At 42.2% G+C, this 18,764-nt stretch carries 25 protein-coding genes and 1 pseudogene; 17 read left to right on the top strand and 9 right to left on the bottom strand.

Features of this window, described 5'->3' with window-relative positions; all coding sequences use genetic code 11:
* Positions 1-17: 17 nt before the first annotated feature.
* The 3 genes from L4D76_RS24660 to ald all read left to right on the top strand — a co-directional run bounded on the left by L4D76_RS24660 (position 18) and on the right by ald (position 2,886).
* The gene (locus L4D76_RS24660; protein ID WP_428443515.1) at positions 18-710 is read left to right on the top strand and encodes an HAD family hydrolase; all 693 of its coding nucleotides are present in this window, start codon (positions 18-20) and stop codon (positions 708-710) included.
* 156 nt (positions 711-866) lie between these two features.
* Positions 867-1,133: a hypothetical protein gene (locus L4D76_RS24655; RefSeq protein ID WP_428443514.1), complete on the top strand. Its 267-nt coding sequence runs from the start codon at positions 867-869 to the stop codon at positions 1,131-1,133.
* A 637-nt stretch (positions 1,134-1,770) separates the two neighbouring features.
* Positions 1,771-2,886 carry an alanine dehydrogenase gene (ald, locus tag L4D76_RS24650; RefSeq protein WP_428443513.1) on the top strand — a complete coding sequence of 372 codons (1,116 nt, stop codon included), beginning with the start codon at positions 1,771-1,773 and terminating at the stop codon, positions 2,884-2,886.
* Between the two features lie 528 nt (positions 2,887-3,414).
* On the opposite strand, the gene L4D76_RS24645 is transcribed toward ald, so the two are convergent.
* The 6 genes and pseudogenes from L4D76_RS24645 to L4D76_RS24620 all read right to left on the bottom strand — a co-directional run bounded on the left by L4D76_RS24645 (position 3,415) and on the right by L4D76_RS24620 (position 10,097).
* Positions 3,415-4,062, bottom strand: coding sequence for a murein L,D-transpeptidase catalytic domain family protein (locus tag L4D76_RS24645; RefSeq protein WP_428443512.1), 648 nt, complete (start codon positions 4,060-4,062; stop codon positions 3,415-3,417).
* Positions 4,063-4,678: 616 nt separating this feature from the next.
* A pseudogene (locus L4D76_RS24640) lies at positions 4,679-6,162 on the bottom strand (chitinase C-terminal domain-containing protein); the annotation flags it as partial.
* Positions 6,163-6,271: 109 nt separating this feature from the next.
* Positions 6,272-7,324, bottom strand: a complete 1,053-nt coding sequence (locus tag L4D76_RS24635) for a phage integrase (RefSeq protein WP_428443511.1) — start codon at positions 7,322-7,324, stop codon at positions 6,272-6,274.
* 98 nt (positions 7,325-7,422) lie between these two features.
* The gene (locus L4D76_RS24630; RefSeq protein ID WP_428443510.1) at positions 7,423-7,662 is read right to left on the bottom strand and encodes a hypothetical protein; all 240 of its coding nucleotides are present in this window, start codon (positions 7,660-7,662) and stop codon (positions 7,423-7,425) included.
* A gap of 155 nt (positions 7,663-7,817) precedes the next feature.
* The gene (locus L4D76_RS24625; RefSeq protein WP_428443509.1) at positions 7,818-9,416 is read right to left on the bottom strand and encodes a hypothetical protein; all 1,599 of its coding nucleotides are present in this window, start codon (positions 9,414-9,416) and stop codon (positions 7,818-7,820) included.
* Positions 9,417-9,488: 72 nt separating this feature from the next.
* Positions 9,489-10,097: a phage repressor protein CI gene (locus tag L4D76_RS24620; protein WP_428443508.1), complete on the bottom strand. Its 609-nt coding sequence runs from the start codon at positions 10,095-10,097 to the stop codon at positions 9,489-9,491.
* Between the two features lie 90 nt (positions 10,098-10,187).
* Here L4D76_RS24620 and L4D76_RS24615 point away from each other — a divergent pair, with 90 nt between their 5' ends.
* The 12 genes from L4D76_RS24615 to L4D76_RS24560 all read left to right on the top strand — a co-directional run bounded on the left by L4D76_RS24615 (position 10,188) and on the right by L4D76_RS24560 (position 16,373).
* The gene (locus L4D76_RS24615) at positions 10,188-10,400 is read left to right on the top strand and encodes a hypothetical protein (RefSeq protein ID WP_428443507.1); all 213 of its coding nucleotides are present in this window, start codon (positions 10,188-10,190) and stop codon (positions 10,398-10,400) included.
* A 218-nt stretch (positions 10,401-10,618) separates the two neighbouring features.
* Positions 10,619-11,143 carry a phage regulatory CII family protein gene (locus L4D76_RS24610; protein WP_428443506.1) on the top strand — a complete coding sequence of 175 codons (525 nt, stop codon included), beginning with the start codon at positions 10,619-10,621 and terminating at the stop codon, positions 11,141-11,143.
* Between the two features lie 12 nt (positions 11,144-11,155).
* Complete coding sequence (locus L4D76_RS24605; RefSeq protein ID WP_428443505.1) at positions 11,156-11,449, top strand: hypothetical protein; 294 nt, start codon at positions 11,156-11,158, stop codon at positions 11,447-11,449.
* Between the two features lie 65 nt (positions 11,450-11,514).
* Complete coding sequence (locus L4D76_RS24600) at positions 11,515-11,859, top strand: hypothetical protein (RefSeq protein WP_428443504.1); 345 nt, start codon at positions 11,515-11,517, stop codon at positions 11,857-11,859.
* Positions 11,856-12,272 carry a hypothetical protein gene (locus L4D76_RS24595; protein WP_428443503.1) on the top strand — a complete coding sequence of 139 codons (417 nt, stop codon included), beginning with the start codon at positions 11,856-11,858 and terminating at the stop codon, positions 12,270-12,272. The genes L4D76_RS24600 and L4D76_RS24595 overlap by 4 nt, the downstream gene beginning before the upstream one ends.
* A complete protein-coding gene (locus L4D76_RS24590; protein WP_428443502.1) occupies positions 12,269-12,499 on the top strand; it encodes a hypothetical protein in 231 nt (76 codons plus the stop codon). The genes L4D76_RS24595 and L4D76_RS24590 overlap by 4 nt, the downstream gene beginning before the upstream one ends.
* Complete coding sequence (locus L4D76_RS24585) at positions 12,496-12,726, top strand: hypothetical protein (RefSeq protein ID WP_428443501.1); 231 nt, start codon at positions 12,496-12,498, stop codon at positions 12,724-12,726. Before L4D76_RS24590 ends, L4D76_RS24585 begins: the two co-directional genes overlap by 4 nt.
* Complete coding sequence (locus tag L4D76_RS24580; RefSeq protein ID WP_428443500.1) at positions 12,716-14,902, top strand: hypothetical protein; 2,187 nt, start codon at positions 12,716-12,718, stop codon at positions 14,900-14,902. The genes L4D76_RS24585 and L4D76_RS24580 overlap by 11 nt, the downstream gene beginning before the upstream one ends.
* Positions 14,903-14,912: 10 nt before the next feature.
* Positions 14,913-15,179, top strand: a complete 267-nt coding sequence (locus L4D76_RS24575; RefSeq protein ID WP_428443499.1) for a hypothetical protein — start codon at positions 14,913-14,915, stop codon at positions 15,177-15,179.
* A gap of 139 nt (positions 15,180-15,318) precedes the next feature.
* The gene (locus tag L4D76_RS24570; RefSeq protein WP_428443498.1) at positions 15,319-15,510 is read left to right on the top strand and encodes a hypothetical protein; all 192 of its coding nucleotides are present in this window, start codon (positions 15,319-15,321) and stop codon (positions 15,508-15,510) included.
* A gap of 132 nt (positions 15,511-15,642) precedes the next feature.
* Positions 15,643-15,936 carry a hypothetical protein gene (locus L4D76_RS24565; RefSeq protein WP_428443497.1) on the top strand — a complete coding sequence of 98 codons (294 nt, stop codon included), beginning with the start codon at positions 15,643-15,645 and terminating at the stop codon, positions 15,934-15,936.
* 191 nt (positions 15,937-16,127) lie between these two features.
* Positions 16,128-16,373: a hypothetical protein gene (locus L4D76_RS24560; RefSeq protein WP_428443496.1), complete on the top strand. Its 246-nt coding sequence runs from the start codon at positions 16,128-16,130 to the stop codon at positions 16,371-16,373.
* Positions 16,374-16,591: 218 nt separating this feature from the next.
* On the opposite strand, the gene L4D76_RS24555 is transcribed toward L4D76_RS24560, so the two are convergent.
* Complete coding sequence (locus L4D76_RS24555) at positions 16,592-16,801, bottom strand: hypothetical protein (protein WP_428443495.1); 210 nt, start codon at positions 16,799-16,801, stop codon at positions 16,592-16,594.
* Between the two features lie 204 nt (positions 16,802-17,005).
* Between L4D76_RS24555 and L4D76_RS24550 the strand changes: the two genes are divergently transcribed.
* On the top strand, positions 17,006-17,296 hold the full coding sequence (locus L4D76_RS24550) for a hypothetical protein (protein WP_428443494.1): 291 nt from the start codon (positions 17,006-17,008) through the stop codon (positions 17,294-17,296).
* A gap of 51 nt (positions 17,297-17,347) precedes the next feature.
* On the opposite strand, the gene L4D76_RS24545 is transcribed toward L4D76_RS24550, so the two are convergent.
* Positions 17,348-17,653, bottom strand: a complete 306-nt coding sequence (locus tag L4D76_RS24545; protein WP_428443493.1) for a hypothetical protein — start codon at positions 17,651-17,653, stop codon at positions 17,348-17,350.
* Between the two features lie 527 nt (positions 17,654-18,180).
* On the opposite strand from L4D76_RS24545, the gene L4D76_RS24540 reads away from it, so the two are divergent.
* Positions 18,181-18,390, top strand: coding sequence for a hypothetical protein (locus tag L4D76_RS24540; protein ID WP_428443492.1), 210 nt, complete (start codon positions 18,181-18,183; stop codon positions 18,388-18,390).
* 48 nt (positions 18,391-18,438) lie between these two features.
* Here the strand turns inward: L4D76_RS24540 and L4D76_RS24535 are convergent, their stop codons facing one another.
* The gene (locus L4D76_RS24535; RefSeq protein WP_428443491.1) at positions 18,439-18,690 is read right to left on the bottom strand and encodes an Ogr/Delta-like zinc finger protein; all 252 of its coding nucleotides are present in this window, start codon (positions 18,688-18,690) and stop codon (positions 18,439-18,441) included.
* Between the last annotated feature and the right edge of the window lie 74 nt (positions 18,691-18,764).

Below are 18,764 nucleotides of genomic sequence, written 5' to 3'. Positions count from 1 at the left end.
TTCGTAGTGAGTTAGGGATGTATAGTTCTATGCAGGCAATTTGTTTTGACTTCGATGGTACGCTCGTCGATTCTGAAGTTTTCCATGCCGATAATTGGTCAACATTTTTAGAAAGCTGGAATATAGATTTCTCTAAGTCAGCATTTTTGACGGATTATGCCGGTGTGACCTGGGATAAAGTCGCAATAGATCTGAAGCGCCGATTTACTATTGAACTGTCCGTCGAGCACATGCTGGAACAAATGGAATCGATTACCGAACAGGCCTTATTAGTCGGTAATATTCCAGCCAAATCAGGGGTTGACGGGTTATTAAGAACGTTAGTAGGTAAAGTACCTCTGGCTGTTGTGACTGGCGCACCACGAATGTATGTTGAGGAAATTTTAACCCGGCATGGTTGGCTGGAATTGTTCGATCATGTCTTCAGTGGTGACGATGTTGCTAATAATAAACCCGCACCGGATATCTATCAGTTAGCTTGTGAGACGTTAGGTTTTGCTCCTCATGAGGTGTTGGCGATTGAAGACAGTTTAACGGGAGTGACTTCGTCAGTGGCTGCGGGGTTAAAAACGGTGTTAGTTAATGAAGTGGAGCTAGAACATAACCAGCCACTTGATTATTCGTTCTATTCAATGGATCACGCATATTCTGCGGTAATGGCGTTAGTGATGCTATCAGCCGAGTCATCAGTTTCTAAAGCTATGGTCTAGCATATAAAACTTGCCCTATCATTCTGTGGTCTTATTTTTGTGCCAAATTTTGCATTGATCCAGAATCTGGAGGATAGGGAGCGCTGACAATGCTCAATATCAGTGTGGTGTGAAATAGTATAAAATTCGTCGAAATTATCTATGTAGGCATTAAAGATGCAGAATGAAGAAATCATGACTGGCGATATGCTGGTTGAAATCGTGGAAAACCAGCTTGCGGATAGTACCCCGATCAAAGTTAAAGAAACGTTGATGCGTCTGATGATGACTGGAACAGCGCGTGATGAAGCTGTGCAGATGATTGCGTGTGCATTGTCTATCGAAGTGTTTGATGTGGCTAAAAACGGAGGTAGCTTCGATCTTAAGCGCTATACAGAGAACCTGACGGCACTGCCAGATATGCCTTGGGAATTGGAAGACTAATGCTCAATTCTGTCCATCCACAATGCATCAGTGAAATGAAGTCGCGATTATAGCGGCTTTTTTTTGCCTCTGGTTTATGTTCCCTGTCATGGTTTGCTTCTACCATCAGCTCAATATTCCTTTATTGCCCAATCCTTTCAAGAATTTCTATTTGCTTTTGCGATATACCCTGCCATCTAAACTACCAGCCCAAAACTAAGGATCAGGCCCTATGAATTGTATTTTGTTCTGTTAATTTCATGTTGGTTTTTGTTATGACTCAGGAGTGTTCGCGGCAAGCTGATTTGAGTCAATATTGGTAAAAACAGAATTTGATTCTATATGGAAGCCGCCAAATCTTTATCTAAATGGTTATAACAACACAATTTAAGCCTGTTTGTGATAGCGGTTACTTCTGCTCGGCTTTTCTTTGCTGGTTTTTATGTCCAGTGAAGCGTGAAAACGTGGTGGACTGGTCTGCTTTGTGGGTGATTAGTGAACTTTTATGATGTGACGAACTTCAAAGTTGGTTTATTCTGCTGCAGCAGAACAAAAGTCTAGTTTCAATTGTTGAATATAGGTTAAAAATTGGTGACACATTCCGAGGGAAATTATTTATTGTTTACACAACACTAAACAAGGCAGCAAGGAAACGAAGATGATTATTGGTGTACCTAAGGAAATTAAAGTTCATGAGTACCGTGTTGGTATGGTTCCAGCTTCTGTAAGTGAAGCGGTTGCCCATGGTCATACTGTGTATGTTGAGACACTGGCGGGCTCTGGTATCGGTTTCAGTGATCAAGATTACATTGATGCTGGCGCACAAATCCTGCTAACTGCCGAAGCAGTGTTTGCAGAAGCTGAAATGATTGTCAAAGTAAAAGAGCCTCAAGCGGTTGAGCGTGCAATGCTTCGCGAAGGTCAAATTCTGTTTACTTACTTACACCTTGCCCCAGACCCAGAACAAACCCAGGATCTGATCAACAGCAAAGCAGTATGTATTGCTTATGAAACGGTTACTGACGATCAAGGTCGTTTACCACTGCTAGCGCCAATGTCTGAAGTTGCTGGCCGTATGTCGATTCAGGCTGGTGCGTTTGCTCTTGAAAAATCAAAAGGTGGCCGCGGCATGCTACTTGCTGGTGTCCCAGGTGTTGAGCCAGCTAAAGTGGTTATTATCGGTGGTGGTGTTGTCGGTGCTAATGCAGCTCAGATGGCTGTGGGCTTGCGCGCAAATGTTGTTGTACTTGACCGTAATATTGACGTTTTGCGCAGCCTGGATGCGCAGTTTGGCGGCGCTGTTCAGTGTGTATACTCAACAAAAGATGCGATCGAAAAACACGTACTGGAAGCTGATTTGGTTATCGGTGGTGTACTGGTAGCAGGTGCTGCGGCGCCTAAACTGGTAACCGCTGAAATGATTAAGAAAATGAAACCAGGTTCAGCAATTGTTGACGTAGCAATTGACCAGGGCGGTTGTGTAGAAACGTCACACGCAACAACTCACAGTGATCCAACTTACATTGTTGATGATGTTGTTCACTATTGTGTTGCTAACATGCCTGGTGCTGTTGCCCGCACATCAACATTTGCTCTGAATAATGTAACGTTACCTTATATTCTTAAACTTGCAGATAAAGGATATAAAGCCGCGCTGCAGGAAGATCAGCATCTACTGAATGGTCTGAACGTGTACCGCGGTCAGATCACTTGTGAAAGTGTTGCTACAGCATTAGACATAAAATATGTAACGGCTGAGCAAGTACTTGCTTAATTAGTGGTATCACTCCATGTTGAATAAATCCCTGCTTCGGCGGGGATTTTTTTGATCTGCTCCCAAACTACCTCAGATTCGCTATTTATAATATGAAAGATTACGCTGAGAATTTTGTTTTGATGAGTCCTACCACCAAACTTCGTCATTCCGTAAAGTGATGAACGAATTTATACGGAATCTAAGGAGCACACGCTTAATACTGGATCCCGGATATATCGTTCCTCTATTCCGGGATGACATGTATAGGAACTTCAACTATTCATCATTTATGTGAAAGATTACTAGTGAAAAAAATAGTGTTATAGGTTGTTTTTTGAATCAAGAATGAAAGCCATTTGTCTTTTTTGTTAGAAATTGATGTTAGGATAATCTAATTAACTATGATTTTCTAACTTGCATTAAATATAACATTTAGTTTGGCTGTTTGTTGGGTCGAATTGTAATTGAAGTTATGTGTTGGTTTGAATATTTAAGCGGGGACAGTAAGGAAAGATGGCTTTTATCAAAGATAAAAGCCATATAATATCAAGCGTGAGCGTAGATAACGCTACCATTTTTTATGGTATCGATTATTTTTCTGGATAAACCGCTAGGTAATGCTGGGCAACCCCAGCTGCGACCTAAGTAGCCATTTCGTTTTATAAATGCTTCAGTGGCGTACTCTGCACCGTGCACCACAATGTAGCGACGGCGGGCGTTATCATTAATCCCTCTGGTCAGGCCATTGAGTTTTAGTGAATAACCATTACCACCATTGTAAGTGGTATCGGTAAGGAAAGTACCCAGTGATGTCTGTCTTGAGCTTACAATGTTAGAAAAACGATTTGCCATCCTGCCACCACTGTTTACACCGTGTGTTACGTATGTATGATAAAGTAATTTATTTGTTTTTAAATCAATAACAAAGAACCTTTTCTCAGTTGATGGCCTGCTGTAATCAATAATTGTAAGAATCGATTTTTTCCTGCCTTTAGTTGCAGTATAGGCAGCATAACCTTCTGCAAAAACTTGATAATCCATGATGTTATCGAGCTGTGCTTGTTTGTATACGTATTTGATAACAACATCTGTACTGGTACTTTCCGTGTATGAATGACTTCTAACGTTACTTGCCGTTGCCTGAATTGGCAAATAACAGAAAATCAAAATGCATAGGCAAATTGCTTTGTTCATCGTCCTTACTAAAACTCTTTTTATTTTTGGGGTTAATGGGGAGGTGACTTTAGCATAAAACGAACTAAAGTTGATTGTTAAGAATGTAAATCAACATATGGTTTTTACTTTATTTAATAGGATAAATTTGACATTAATGATTGATATTTATTTTTATAACAAAGAGTTATTTACAGAACATGGTTCAATTGTACTTTTACTATAAACATAATCAAAAAATGTAATAAAGCTGGAATTAATTTTCAATGTGATACTTTAACGTATTGTTATTGATAAATAATTTAAATCGTAATTTACAAACAGTACTAAAAATACAAGGTTAAACTGTTTGATTAAAAATTGAGCACAATATCTCATTTTTATCGTTTTTGAGAAGAGCGAGGTATTCAGCATACGCAACATTAGTCACACGCATTTATGAAGGTGTATTATCGATGATTAAAGACTGTAGCTAGCTGGGAAAGAGTGCTATGTAATATGTTGTTATTTAAGGTGTCAAGGTCAAAGAAAAAACGCAGGTGATAGGGCTGGCTGAACATCACCCAATAAAACGACCACCTGCGTATTTCTTTGTATTACTTAGTCATTACTTTTTATCTAAATTGACTGACTATTTCTAAATGGTGCAGACAGTGGCCCAGCTACCATCACCACCTGGCGTTGAACTAGTCCACCAGTTAGCCTGATAAACAACACCGTTATGGATGATTTTGTCACCTTGGTTAGCATGGGTTGGGGTACCGCCCCAGTCAGTTTGTGGCCAGTTAGGGAAAGTGTTGATACCCGTTGTGACACATGGTTCGTCTGGACCTGGACCTGGACCTGGTACGATGTTACCTAGTGGTAAAGTCGGTTGCTCAAATTTAAACGCGTAATCTTTACCGTTTACATTCACAGCATAGTTAGCAGGACCGGAGATTGGCAGGTAATAAACCATATCTAACTCATAGGTGCCGCCAGCAGGTAAGCCTTTCCAACTAGGTAGAGTGAAAGCTACCCGATGCATCACACCATCCAGACCGCCAATGTTGTCTGCACGAGTGTGACCTGAAGAAATAACCTTCAGACCGCCACCAGACTGATCTTTGGCATTGTCTGGTGCTGATACGGGGATATCGAACTGGAATTCAGTCCCGCCCGGCAGTTCCTGACCGGTGTTGTTGGTGAAAGTGATTTTTGGATTGATTGGGTAGTTTTGATCGCCAACCTTAAAGCCGCCAATCGATACTGTGATATCAAGTGCTTCCGTAGGTACAGGGCCTGTCGCGACGGTATTACCATACGGTGTTGCTGATTTGAATTTATCGTATATAGCTTTGGTCATGGTGTTACCCATGTGGTATTCACCATTCCCCGATGCACAGGCGTTTTCTGTTGCGTCGACAGTGGTGCGGTTACCATTGGCATCAAGTACATAACAGTTGTAATCTCGCCAGCCAATTCCCAGAACATGATGCCGCCAATTTCTTTATCAATGACGTAGCTGGCTTTGGCGTTAATAGACTCTTTATCTTCAGTTGAAAGGAATACCTTTTTCTCAGCATTCCATAACCAAGGGGCAATCGCGACATTATCGTAATGTCGGGTATAGGTGCCAACCAGTTGATGTGTAGAATTATTGACCGGATCCAGCTCATAGGCAGTGGCATAACTACCGATGTTACCCTTAGCAAGGTTCATTGCGTGCCACATTGGGTTCGAGCCTGCGGCCATTTCGTGACCTTTGGTATTTTTATCATGCCATAAGTTATCGATACCCACAGCACCGTTACCGCAATTGTTCTTCTCGCCTACACCTGTACCTGGAGCGCAGTCTGCCTGGTTAGGAAGTGCCGCTTGGCCCCAAAGGCCATTGGTACCGCCAGTGACATCTTTCCAGCCTCGTGTGTAGTAAGGCACGCCGATGTTGATCCGGCCAGCAGGCATAGAGCCACGGAAATAGTGATAAGCCCAGTCGGTATTCAGGTAACCAATACCACCGTAGGCAGCAGTACCATAAACGTTCCATGCAGCCAGTTCTGAATCTTTACCGGTATCGTATAACGCTGCATTATGACCAACATGGTCATTCCATGCCCCGTGCGAGTCGTAAGACATTATCTACACGGCGTTTGCTAAAGCCCGTAAATACAGGCTTTATGAGTGTTATTAGATAGTTAAGAAAAGGGTGAGTGACGATGTGTGACGGAGAATAACGCTGTTTGACAGCCTATGCCGCCACTTTGCCGCCATTTTTTGGAGGTAAAGAAAGCTGGTTTAGTGGGTTTAAATCACGAACTTCAATCAAATGGTCAGGGCTAAGATGAGCATAAACCATGGTTTGTTTTATGTCGGTATGACCAAGTGCTTTTTGTAATGTGAGTATGTTGCAACCGTTCATCATTAAATGGCTGGCGAACGTGTGACGCAGTACGTGCGTTGATTGGCCTTTCGGTAAATCGGGGAATGCGCGGGTTATCCACTTATGCACCACACCATAGCTAACAGAAAACAATCGGCCAGAGGTTGGTTGATAAATCTCATCGTACAACTCTTGGGTAATCGGCAGCGTTCTGTTGCGTTTGCCCTTTGTATTTGTGAACGTGATAGAGCACTTAGCCAATTGAGCCCCACGCAATTCAACGGCTTCCATAACTCGTGCGCCGGTCGAAATACAGATTTTCACAATCTTTTCTAGTTGATCTGAAACACGGCTGGATTGGATAACCTCAAGCAGATGACATATTTGTTCATTTGATAAATACGTCAGTTCATTTTCACTTAACTTGATCGGTTTAACCCCGTTCATAGGGTTAGGTAATTTCCATTCCTTTACCTCAATCAAATAATTGAATACTGCTTGCAGCCACGACTGATCATAATTATGTGAAGCGGGTGAAAGTTCTTCAGTGTGTCTATTGTTCGCTTTTGTTTTTCGATTAGCACGATAGTGCACAAAGCTCTTAGCACTAAACAGGCTAGCAATAGGGTCGCCAACTTCCTCACAAAGAATCATCATGCGACGTTTAGCATGTGCGCCAGATTTAATATTCTTGCCGTGAAGCTTATACCAGAGTTCAATAATTTCTGATAAACGGCGGTGATCGGGTTTATCTCCCAGCCACGGCTTATCATCCACCTCTTTCATGGTGAAGCGTTCAAACGTAATCGCCTCACCTCTAGTAGTGAAGCGCTTACGAATGCGTTTTCCGGCTCGGCCCTGTGGGTAACACTCGCAGAGCCATGGCTTTGGTTTGCTGTCTTTAAGATTTCTAACTGACATATTAATTATCTAGCTTTTTGCGTCATTGAATATCAAATTGGTTTCCAACAGCTTTGCCTGAAACACCTTTATCATCTGGAGCAAAATCAACGACAACGTTAGGTGATTGGTTGCTCTGCTTGATGTTGAGCTGAAACTTGCTCTACAATTTTAGCTGGCTCTTCGGTTTGTTGATTCTGCGGTGCGACAATTGAAAGTGCTGCTGTAGCCAACAACCAAGCAAATGAAATAAGTTTGGCTTTGGTCGAATAACCTTTTTTTAAGGTGAACCATGCAAAAACAATCGGACATAAGACAATCCCAAAGCCAAACCAAATGCTAATCTTTTTATTTTTCATGATTATTCCTTATCTATAGCCATAACAATTTTACCTAAAAACATTAATTTAACGCCGTGCTAAGCGGCGCATTCGTTGAACGATCCAAGTTAGTTACACTTCAAATCAAGAATGCCGAGTGTAACTGCGGCCGTTTAAGCACTTTATACTTGGTTTTATAGTGCATCTTCGGCCCAATAGTAAGCAGGGTGATAAAATTTAGCCCCGGCATACATAAGTCCGTCGCAACGGCCATATTCCGACATTAAAGATTGACTAGCTTGCTCAAGAGCAACTTGTGCATCTTTAGCTAAAATATTAATAGAGATAATTTCCTCAAGATCTTCACTTGGATAAAATTCAAAAATATATATATTTTCTTCCCTTCCTTTGTCGACTATATTTTCAAATAACTCTCTTACATGGTAGCCTAATTCAGGAAAAATAAWATCACCATTTTCGTACTCCAAAATGGCAAAGTCAGTAGTGATGTCCACAATTCTAATAAATTGAGATTCACGATAATGCTTTATGAATGGAATGATTGTTTTTTGATTCCCATAAAACCAATCCGTAACTCGATCAGACTCAATAATAAAAAACTTATAATTGTCAATTGATTTATTAAGAATTTTACCTATCCGAAGTTGATTGATTTCACGTTCAATAAGTTCTATCTTTGCCTGAGGTGATGGAATGTAAGGAATATACATAATTGTAGTATCTTTAATGCTTTTAGGTATTTCATAGTTATCATTTAAACAATGCTGTAATTCAGCACTAACAATAAGACCTATTGTTCCAGGTTTATCATCACGGACATCAATACTTAAAAATCGATGGTGATATTCATCACTCATATTAACTATACATACAACATGCCTTACTAAATTCATAAACATGAAATACTTAAACTTCCCACTATCAAATCTTTTTCTTGAAGCCTCTAGGGTAGCTAATTTAAAATCTTCACTTATATCTGATGATGAATTTGATAACACCACATCGGATATGTCTGTATTTATTATACAAAAACAATTCTCTTTTACATTTACCGTTGCCATTTTTTTTGTATCGAAAGCTGGGTTTTCCCCAGACATTACATAGAATATATCTGGCTGATTTATCACACCATCAGTATTCACCATAAGGCCAGTATAAGCACCTCCGATACCATTCTCTATTGTATAATTATGTACTCCATAACTTTGTAATAGAGCCAACATTCTCATTAGTAATATTTCATCTGATTCTAATAGAAACTTTTCATTGTTCCATGTTTCTAAAAACAGATTAAAGAAGTGTTTTGTATATTCTTTTAATTCGGAACTAGGTGAACCAAGTAATACCAATTCATTTTCATGAACTACGTACGTAGCTCTTTTGTTTTTAATCGTAATTAATATTGGTGAATCACTGAAAGTTGCTATAACAACCTCAATTAAAGGCATGTTTGAAAAATCAGCATAGTTTGCAATAGAAAACATAATCGCATCTTCTATTTTTCGACCAATTCCCACATGCCTCGATACTAATTGAATAAATTCATTTCCAAAGTTGGCATCGCCCGCTAAAGAAAATGCAACATTATCATTTGAATGTATTTTAAATGCATTTTCATAGACATACTTTCCTTTATCGATACTTCCCTGTAATTCACCAAATGAAGTGAATTGATTGACATTTTTATCAGATGCTTCACGTATATTTGTTACAGCACTATCTGAAACAATATATGCTGCATTTGTTGTTTTCCAAGCTACGCAATATGTCACTCGTTTAACTCCTCTATTGACAATGCTGAGTGAAAACCTAACATTCTATTTAACGAACTGAGATCGTATATCTCACTCTTTATCCATTGTCATAACAATTCTGCCAAGAACTTTGATATCACCTTCTGCAATCTCAATTGATGAATCACCAAAGCTCATAGCTAACTTTTTACCAGGCAAGCGTTGGATATGATTAATGGAAACAGAGCCGTCAACATCAATGAGGTAACGGCCAGATGTTGGATTGGTTTCAGATGTATTAATCATCATCAACTCAGAATCTAACTCAACCAACCTAGTTTGCTCAGCATCTAGGTTGTAGTACTCAAGTAATGTCTTATCAAACTTCATCACAGAGTTTTCAGTAAGTACGCCATTGCTGATGAACTCTTTTGTAATAGCAACTGATGTATCAACAGGCGTTGAAGTGTCTTCGAATGGTTCACCTTCACCCAAAGCCACATATTTCAAAGAAGCACCAGTAGCGAGGCAAACTCGTACCACAATTTCGAAAGCTGTCATATTGCGTCGGTGCCAAGTCGATAGCGTCGTTCTTGGTACTCCTATTAAGTCAGATAGCTCAACTAAATTCGACACCCCTGTCACATTTAATAACCTGCCAGTAAAGTCCTTACCACCGCTATAGTCAAATGGCGGTATTTTTGCTTGATTAGTACTCATATTGGATCTACCATAGTCAATGTCGTCAGATGTGACCAATCTGACTTATATGAAACGAATAAAAACGAATTTGACCTTTAAGGATATCACATGTTGTCATTTCAAGTAGTTATCAATGCCCCTTATATGACCTATGACGAATACGCACGCTTCTCAGGCTTAACCATCCGCACCATCCGTGAGTGGGCCAACGAAGGCAAGCTGATTGTCAAAGCAAAAACAAAAAACCGTGAAACTCCAATGGTTAACGTAATCGCCATGACAGAAATGGCGACCCGTGAAGCCATGACAAGGGTTTCGTGATGCCAGTTCGCAAAAGCAATCTTTCAAACCCTGTGCCAGCTGTGATCATCAATAACCACTTAGGTGGATTCATTGAATTGCAGCCTGGCACTTTCATCGAACCGGGAAGAAAGAAAGCAGAGCCGGAATGCTGCCTGAAGGCGAAAATTCGGCGCTCTTGCTTACTTTGCGTACTTATTTTCTTCATTTGAATAATTACAGTTTAGGAGAATTATTCAATGTATGAACTAAACCAGCCCAAACAAGACGCATTTGACGCGGCATGTGTTCGTTTTGCAGATCGCGAGAACGTGGAGCAGATTGCAAACGAATGTGAGATGCGACCTCAAATGCTGCGCAACAAGTTAAATCCCAATCAGCCGCACCACCTGACAGTTCGTGAACTGGTGAAGGTTACCAAGCAAAGCGGAAATGAAGATTTAGTCAATAGCGTCTTGCTTGAGTTGGATTTAACGGCTGTTCGCTTGCCATCGCAAATAGGTGAGAACAAATCACCAGTAATGGCCGCGATGAGCATCAACACCTGTGCCGGTGATATCAGCCGCACAATTTGTGAAGTGGAAACAGAGAAACGCCTCACCCGACGCAAGAAAAATGAAATTGTCAGCAAAGCCCAAAATGCAGTTCGTGAATTGGTTTTGTTGATGGCAGATGTTGAAAACCGTTGTCAGGGAACGACACCGTTTGTGTCGATGTGCGCTGATGCAGTGATGAACGGTTTACCCATTCCCGGATTGGCATAAGGAAATCACCCAATGGCACAAGCACAAGCACAAGTTCAAGTTAACACCACACCAACAGCCGCCGAATCACTGGCAGCAATGCATGCAATGTTTGGCAGCAAAAGTGAGAAGGGGATGATTTACGATCACCTTCCAGACGACATCAAACGCACTGTATGTTTTGCGGCAGGTTTGAAGCAACGTCATACCGATATGCGACTTGCAGAAATGAGCCAGTTCGAACGTGCGCAATTACATCGCGCCATTAACAAGTTAGCCGATGCACTGAAGCCATTGGCTAATTGTTCACTGAAAGAATTCCACTAAGCACCATCACCATGATTCGCCCAGTTCGCTGGGTATTTTTTTCGTCTAAAGGTTGGGAGAAGACCATGAACAACGAAAAGAAAACCGCACTAGAAATGCTGGAAGATGTTCGTACAAGCCGTAATTGCCATGATGTGGTCTTGCAGATCATGCAGCTGGCGATGATGAACAAGGATGTGATTGAAATTAATGTGCGTTATCAATGTAATGTGGATTACGTTGACGTTCGCGTTTACCTTGCTGGAACAGAATATGGTAGAGAACAATCACCTATCTATAAATCCAATGTTTATTTAGACAGAAATAGTTTTGAAGATGATACCCCGCCTCTTACCCAGCTATTAAGAATTGAAGACAAACTTCTTGAGCTGATCGCCGAAGCTAAAGACAAGGCAGAGGTGGCAGCATGAACCGTTCAATAATCATGGTCACTCAAGATGACCTGCTTGCCATCTTAAAAGGCGACCTTGCTTTCACTCTGGATGAGGCCGAAGCCTTTAGCACGGCATTGGAATACATCGAAGATGATACGGGCGAGTGGTACGCCCTGAATGCTGATCGCCTTCAGTCTGTTCCTTTCCTTCCGTTCGATGCGGGATTGCTTACCAAACAAAAAGCACTGCTTGGTTGGTTCGGCTTTTGGGTATGTGCTTTCAACGGTTCCGACAATGACAGCGCATTAGAACACCAATCCCTTGGTGCAATCCGCGCGTTGTTCTTCGTATCCGCAGCCTCTGATTTCATCATTCCTAATGCAATCACCACTTGGTGGCATGAAACCCAAGCGATTCATCGCTGCCAGAAATTGGAGTTATGCGCATGATGAACTATCTAGCAGTTTGCCTTAACTCTGGCGGCGGTGTTGTTCGTAACGAAGACACCCAAGAAGTAATGAACCTGCAAATTGGTGAGCATGAATCAATGGAACTTGCGATTGAAAACGCTTGTAAACAATTGGAATGCAAACATGTGCTCAATGGTGTGTTGGTTAAAGGCCAACACAAAGGCGGTTTCCTTATTTGTGATTCACAGGAGTTTGCAGCGTTATGAGTGATCCTAAATTCGTCCTTTGCCAAGACTGCCTTAAGCAAAAGCCTTACACCGATGCTCGCCATAATAGTGAAGAGCAGTGCGAGTGTGGCGGTGATTTTTGTGGTTGCCTGTGCTGCATTGAAACACTCGACAAACTGAAGGCTGGCGAAACCAAAGCCGAGATTCTTGGAACCAAGCGTGATGTTCATGGCTGGACTGCGGAAGGCGGTAGGGATGTTATCTAATAATGATCTCTTTTATGTGGCTGCCACTGTTCAGCCACATGATAAAACAGAACAACATTTAGCCGCTTATAATAGCGGTTTTTTAGGATTCGATTTTTGTGGACCACGCCTAGGGGTTTTAAATCCAGAGCAACTTTGGGAATTAAACCGCGTCAGTCGCGAGAATGAATTTTTTACCGAGAAACAAAAAGCGCATGCCGCTTCTTTGCCAAATTATAACGCTGATCACCTCCGCGAAGCGGCGGCACGCAGTGCCGAAAACAATAGGCTTGTCCAAGGGCGCAAAAGTCCGACACACCCACAACAAGCCCAATTAGATAAGATTCTGCGACAGGAGCGTAAGCTAGAACGTGGTGATGTCGAGTTAGTAAGCATAGAGGCCGCCTACAATCACGACACGCTATACGCGCTTACAGACGAAGGTAACAAAGCGCGAGTATTGCCACCAAAAGGCAAAACGAAGATTGCCGAGCCAAAAATCAATCCAAATTCAATCAGATTGATGAATCGTGAATGGTCTGGACAATATAAAATCCAGTATCACACCCAAACACCGTCAAGCTCTGCCCCCGATGCACAAGAAGGTGATCGTTTTACTGAAAGTTTGACTAAGCGTGCAGTGAGCAAAATTTTTGAATCGGGTGCTTATGTTGCAACATGCTGCGGCGGGTTTACTACGTTCCTAACCCTGACCTTTAAAAATGAGCAACGAAATAAAATATTTGGAGGAATGGTAGAAGGTGATGCCGCACCATATTCCACTTTGCCAGAACCACCGCTTCCAGCTAGTAAAACCCGTGGTCCACGCTCAATGTTACGTGGTCGTCCACAACTGAAATGTACTGATGGGTCTAACACCCCGATAGACATCAAAAGAAATATGGCGAAATCGATTGAGCATATTGCAGGGCCGTATTGTTACATTGATATGTGTGCTGATGATCCTGCCTTAACCGTCGATATTCATGATGATGGGTCGGTTAAAGTGATGAACGAAAACGGTGATATTGCAGGGCCATACTCACCATTATTTGCTAAGCCAGAAAAAGCATTCACATTAACGAAAACGGCTGAAACAACCATAGGTAAAGAGGTTAGCCGCTTTCTTGATAGCGCTAAAAAGATGTATCACCGTGGTTGGATAGCAAATCACACCGTAGAGGTTGATGTCGAAAGTGGTGCTGAATATTGCAAACTTAAAGACAAATCTGTAGGTGGCCATAGCAAGCCAAGTGAATTTGGCCCAACTCAAGACCCTGCAGACTTTCATTATATTTGGGTGGCTGAATGCCCAGCGAATGAGGATGGTGAACCCAATCCCCATGTTCACATTTTATTAAACTGGTCGGTGCCTAAACCGTTATTCTCTGCCTGGTCAAAGCGAGTTGAAAAAATATGGGGTAATGGCTTCGCTAACTTACAACGCATTAAACAGCCCAAAGCCGCAGGAACCTACCTAATCAAAGCCGTTGGTTATGCAGCCAAAGGTGAAAATGCCGACCAAGGGTTAATAAAAGGGAATCGGTATAATATTGCCCAGTGCAGCCGCGCCCCGGCATGGGTATGTGTTGACAGTTTTGAAGCTGGCAACATGGCAGCCATTATCAAAGAATGTGGTTATAAATTAGAGCAATGGCGTAAACCATTAAACCGAAGTATTCGGCGTATTGAAAAGCAGTTAGAACAAACCATAAAAGCGAAATCAATCGCCAAGCAAGCCAAAAAGCCTGATGACGTTGTTCATAAATTAACGGGCAGAATTATTCGTCTCGAAAACCAAAGAAGGTCTACTCGCGATCAAATAAAAAAGCGTGGCGTTCATGCCAGCACTAAAAATATATTTTGTATTGCCTTCGATGGCGAACAGGCCGAAGACAAAGCTTATGATTTTCTGCTTTGGGCCGCGGGGGCGCGTGGCTGGTCGATGGAATCTAAATCTGAAGATGAAACCTACCGCCAAACCGTAGCCGAAGCCAAACAAACCGCAAGTATCGAATACGCTGACAGTTATTACCGATTTAAAGAAAAGCGTGCTTACTGGCAAAGCGTTTTAAATGATGAACATTTCCGTAATGAAAGGGAGGTGGATCCTGATGTAGCGTTGTCTAGAAGCATGCTAATGATTGAGCAATATGAGAGGTATCACAATACCGGTGATCCGTACCTACTTATGTGAGGGAATGATTATGTGTGACGAAGAAGAGCGACAGCAAAGATACCAAGAGTGGAAAGCCAACAAAGACCATCCAGTCGGTTCTGAAGCATTTCTAACTGATCATGAATATGATCTTCTCCAGAGAGATGAAGCCTGGAAAGAGGAACACGAAAAGCGTGTTCAGAAACGGCTTGATAACAACACTGAAAAGACAAAATTAGCTTATACTCGAATGAAAGGGCATGTGACTTTAACCAGTTTCCGTAGAAGCCTTGTAATACCAATTGCTTTGCAATGAATTGTATTTGTATTCATACAAAAGGAGAAAGCAAATGCAAAGAAAGGTGGTTCTCTTAAGAGGGGTTTTCGGCCAGTATTTTATGAGTGCCAGTCAGCATAGGGACGGAATATATATCAGCTTGGATAATGACCACAGAATGGCAAATACCGTAGAGCATGTCGATTTTACAATTGCTCCTGGTACTGATGAGATTGAGTGCTCTGTCTGGATCTTCAACTTGCATGTCAGGACTGAAAACTGGCCTGCCATTCTGACCGAGGAAGAATTTATAGTGAATGGAGTAAAGGTTACTAACTGGAACTCCCTTGATCAACTAGTAGCATCCTAATTGAACTCAGCCGCCTCCTGGCGGTTCTTGTCCTGCCCGTCCTGTCTCCTGAATTTTCCGTAAAAGCCCCGCATACCGGCCCGATTGCACTATCCTTTGATGAACAGTTTGATTTGATCAGGGGGAGTGATTATGAAGTCGTCACCTTTCAACCAAGTAGAGGGTGATACCCACTGGAAAAGCCAGCACAGCGACACCGAAGTGACCGTTTCGCACCGGTACGGGATGATTTGTTTTCACCGGGCCGGGATGCGATGCCATATTGCCGGTCCCGAAGGACTGGCCATCGTGCACCATCTTCACCCGATCGGGCTGCCGGACTATGAGCTGCAAACGGATGAGCTCGATTTTAGTCTGGCGCTGTGCAAGGAAGATGCAGAGGCGATTGCTAAGTTGCTGAACATCGAGACCCGCTGCATCGAGTAACCGGAATTTTCCGTAAAAGCCAGTAAGCATGCGACCTGTAGAGTCTTTTTGAATGATTCTTGAGCGGGGAATGTCTGTAGATTCCAGAAATCAGAAATATGTACCTAGCCCCCGTTCCCCCGAACTTTGCCGAAGCAGGGTATCCGCCTCATCTATACTCATTGAAAACTGAGCATTTAGTTGGTGACTATATGGAATGGCTGCAAGGTAAATTAGTTTACATTTCCGATACTGTTGGCTTATTTACTGAGTTTAAAGAGGAACTAGATAGTCATAGCGGTACGATAGGAAGGATAACTAATGTCTCCGAGCTAGGCTTTGAAATTGAAGTTCATCGTGCTGGCGGTCATTGTTATTCCTCAGATCAATACCCAGTTTTCACAATACTCTGGACTGAGTTTGAAGGATTCCAGTTCCAAGTGCTGAGGGAGCCGTAATATAAGGGAAACCGGGAATTGCATTATTGCAATTTCTGGACTGCTTGCCGTGTACATTCTCCGTAAAAGTAGTTGCAACCTGGGCTCCTGACAAGGAATCGCCCCCATTGTGTGTCAGAAATAGGCTTTAAAGAATCTCAACACCTAACCTTTGCCATATGTTCTGGAATGAAAAGCCTATTGGTGATGGGCATACACATTCGGATCGCTTTACGTGGTTATGATAAATAAGTAGATTCTAGTTCTAACTGTGCTTGTTCTAATGAATTCATTAATGAATCTACGTATTGATGTTCCCCCGTAATTATGATTTGTCGTATCTTCCTTTGAAGTACTTTAACTTTCTCTTTACGCGCTTGACGCTCATTTCTGTCCATAAGAAAACGTAAGCCATCAGCTTGATCAAAACAATTATTGAATGACATCACCCGACCCTCCCCAAAGCATGCGCCAGAATTGCACTCAAATGCAATTGATAGCATAGTTAATACCACATTGTATATTTCGAACAAATCCGACCATCGATTCCGATATTTTCCGTAGAAGTCTGAATATCCCTGCATAGTCTTGATATTGTTCTGATTAGCCCCAAGGACTTATGTGTATTATTGATGTGCACAAAGGTGATTAATATGGGAAAGCAAACTAAGCCAACGCTTTTTGAGGTGACACTGCTGCAACTTGATGGAGGTGAGCTAAAAAACGATTCATTTGATGATAGCTTTAAAATGGATCTGGCACCTCGTGTCGGTGATGTGATTGAGGTGGATGGGTATTACTACCTGGTGGAATCCGTTATGTATTCATACAAATCCAGCGTTTGTGTGACTGTGTATGTCGATTGTCTCGGTGACGCCGATGAGCATGAGCGGTGGGTTAAGCGACAACTGACATCTTCAAAGTCACGCATTAATATTGGGTAGCCATCAAAAGCCCCTAGGGGGCTTTATCTTTCCGTACAAGTTAAGCTCCTGTCACTCACAAGGGCCCTGAATCCGAAATACCTTGTCTTTCCTGAAGCTAACTGTGTCGCCTTGTTTCTTGTCACTTTGTTCATTCCCCCTGACAAGCCGCTCTCCATATTCGCGTTTGAATCCGCGTATCTTTCCCTGATAAGTGTTGTCACCCAGCTTATCAACCTTTTCAACCAGTACTTCTATTCGGTTTTTTAGTACATGGCCTTTGATCTTGAGCACCACATACTTAGAGGCTTCTATTTCACAGATCTGGCCGCCCATTGTTGTTATTGATTGTGAGATATCCCTTGTTATTAATGTCATAACTCTTTGCTTCCTGTCGCGAATGATTTACCGCTTAGCACGCGGGGTTATTCATCATCTAAATTACAAACGATGGCCGGATCTCACCGCGCCACATTCGGTGTCGGTACACTCCAAATCAAAAAATAGCGTGCTTGGTGGGGGCAGTTTTCGGCGGATCGTCGGGGTTGTTCTAGTAGCGAATCTCATGCAGCGTGCGGCTGGGGCAATTCCTGCATAGTACAGGGTAGGCCATGTCGCTTCCTCCTAGAATCGGTCTTTATTGAGTGTAGCCCATGGGCGGATTTTCCGTAGAAGTACCGAAAACACTGGTGTTATGCTTTAGAGGTAGTGGCAAACGGCCAATGTCTGTAAATTCCCAATAACCAGGAATCTACAGCATGAGAACAAAAGCCAGGGCTCAGGCCCGAACCCTCACACCTGTGAATGCATCAATCGTGTTTAATTGATAACGTCATGAAAACTGTACATACACAGTATTGATACTGTATATTCGTACAGTACTATTTTAGAGGTTGGCTGTACTAATGAAAAACGAAGAACAATTTATAGAAACTATTGAATTCATTGTTGATAGTGTTGTGCAGAATACGGGTGACGAAAACAAAAGTGCGATAGGTATTTATTTGGCGAGCTTAGTATTGGCTGATAAGGCTGATCATTTCACTCCAGAAGTGCTTTTAGGCCTTAAGGAACTTGTAGATCAAGTGGATGAAACAGCGTTAGCTCTCGGATAATTAATGGAGAACAAAAAGGGCAGCTCGATGCTGCCCTGGTGGAAGAGATTAAAACATCGCTAACTGACTATGCAGCTCCTTCGCTTTCTCTGGCGACATCGAATTAACTAAAGCAGCAACCAGCTCGGTCGTGTTCTTCGCTGAAGGGCTGAGAGTATGGGAAAAGCTGAGGTTCATAACAAAAGAGTGACCACATTCGGGGTCACTACAACTGCAGTATAAATCCGCATAGCTGGTCGATATACGATTGGATTTTTGAATGCGGGCTTTATCACCGCACTCTGGGCAAAATACTCTCATAACGCATCCACTTGATTGACGAACTGACCAGTCAATTGTAAATCAAATGACTGTATTTTTATACAGTGATGTAC

Source organism: Photobacterium sagamiensis (assembly GCF_050337085.1).
GTDB lineage: Bacteria > Pseudomonadota > Gammaproteobacteria > Enterobacterales > Vibrionaceae > Photobacterium > Photobacterium sagamiensis.
This window is presented reverse-complemented; position numbering and strand designations above follow the sequence as displayed.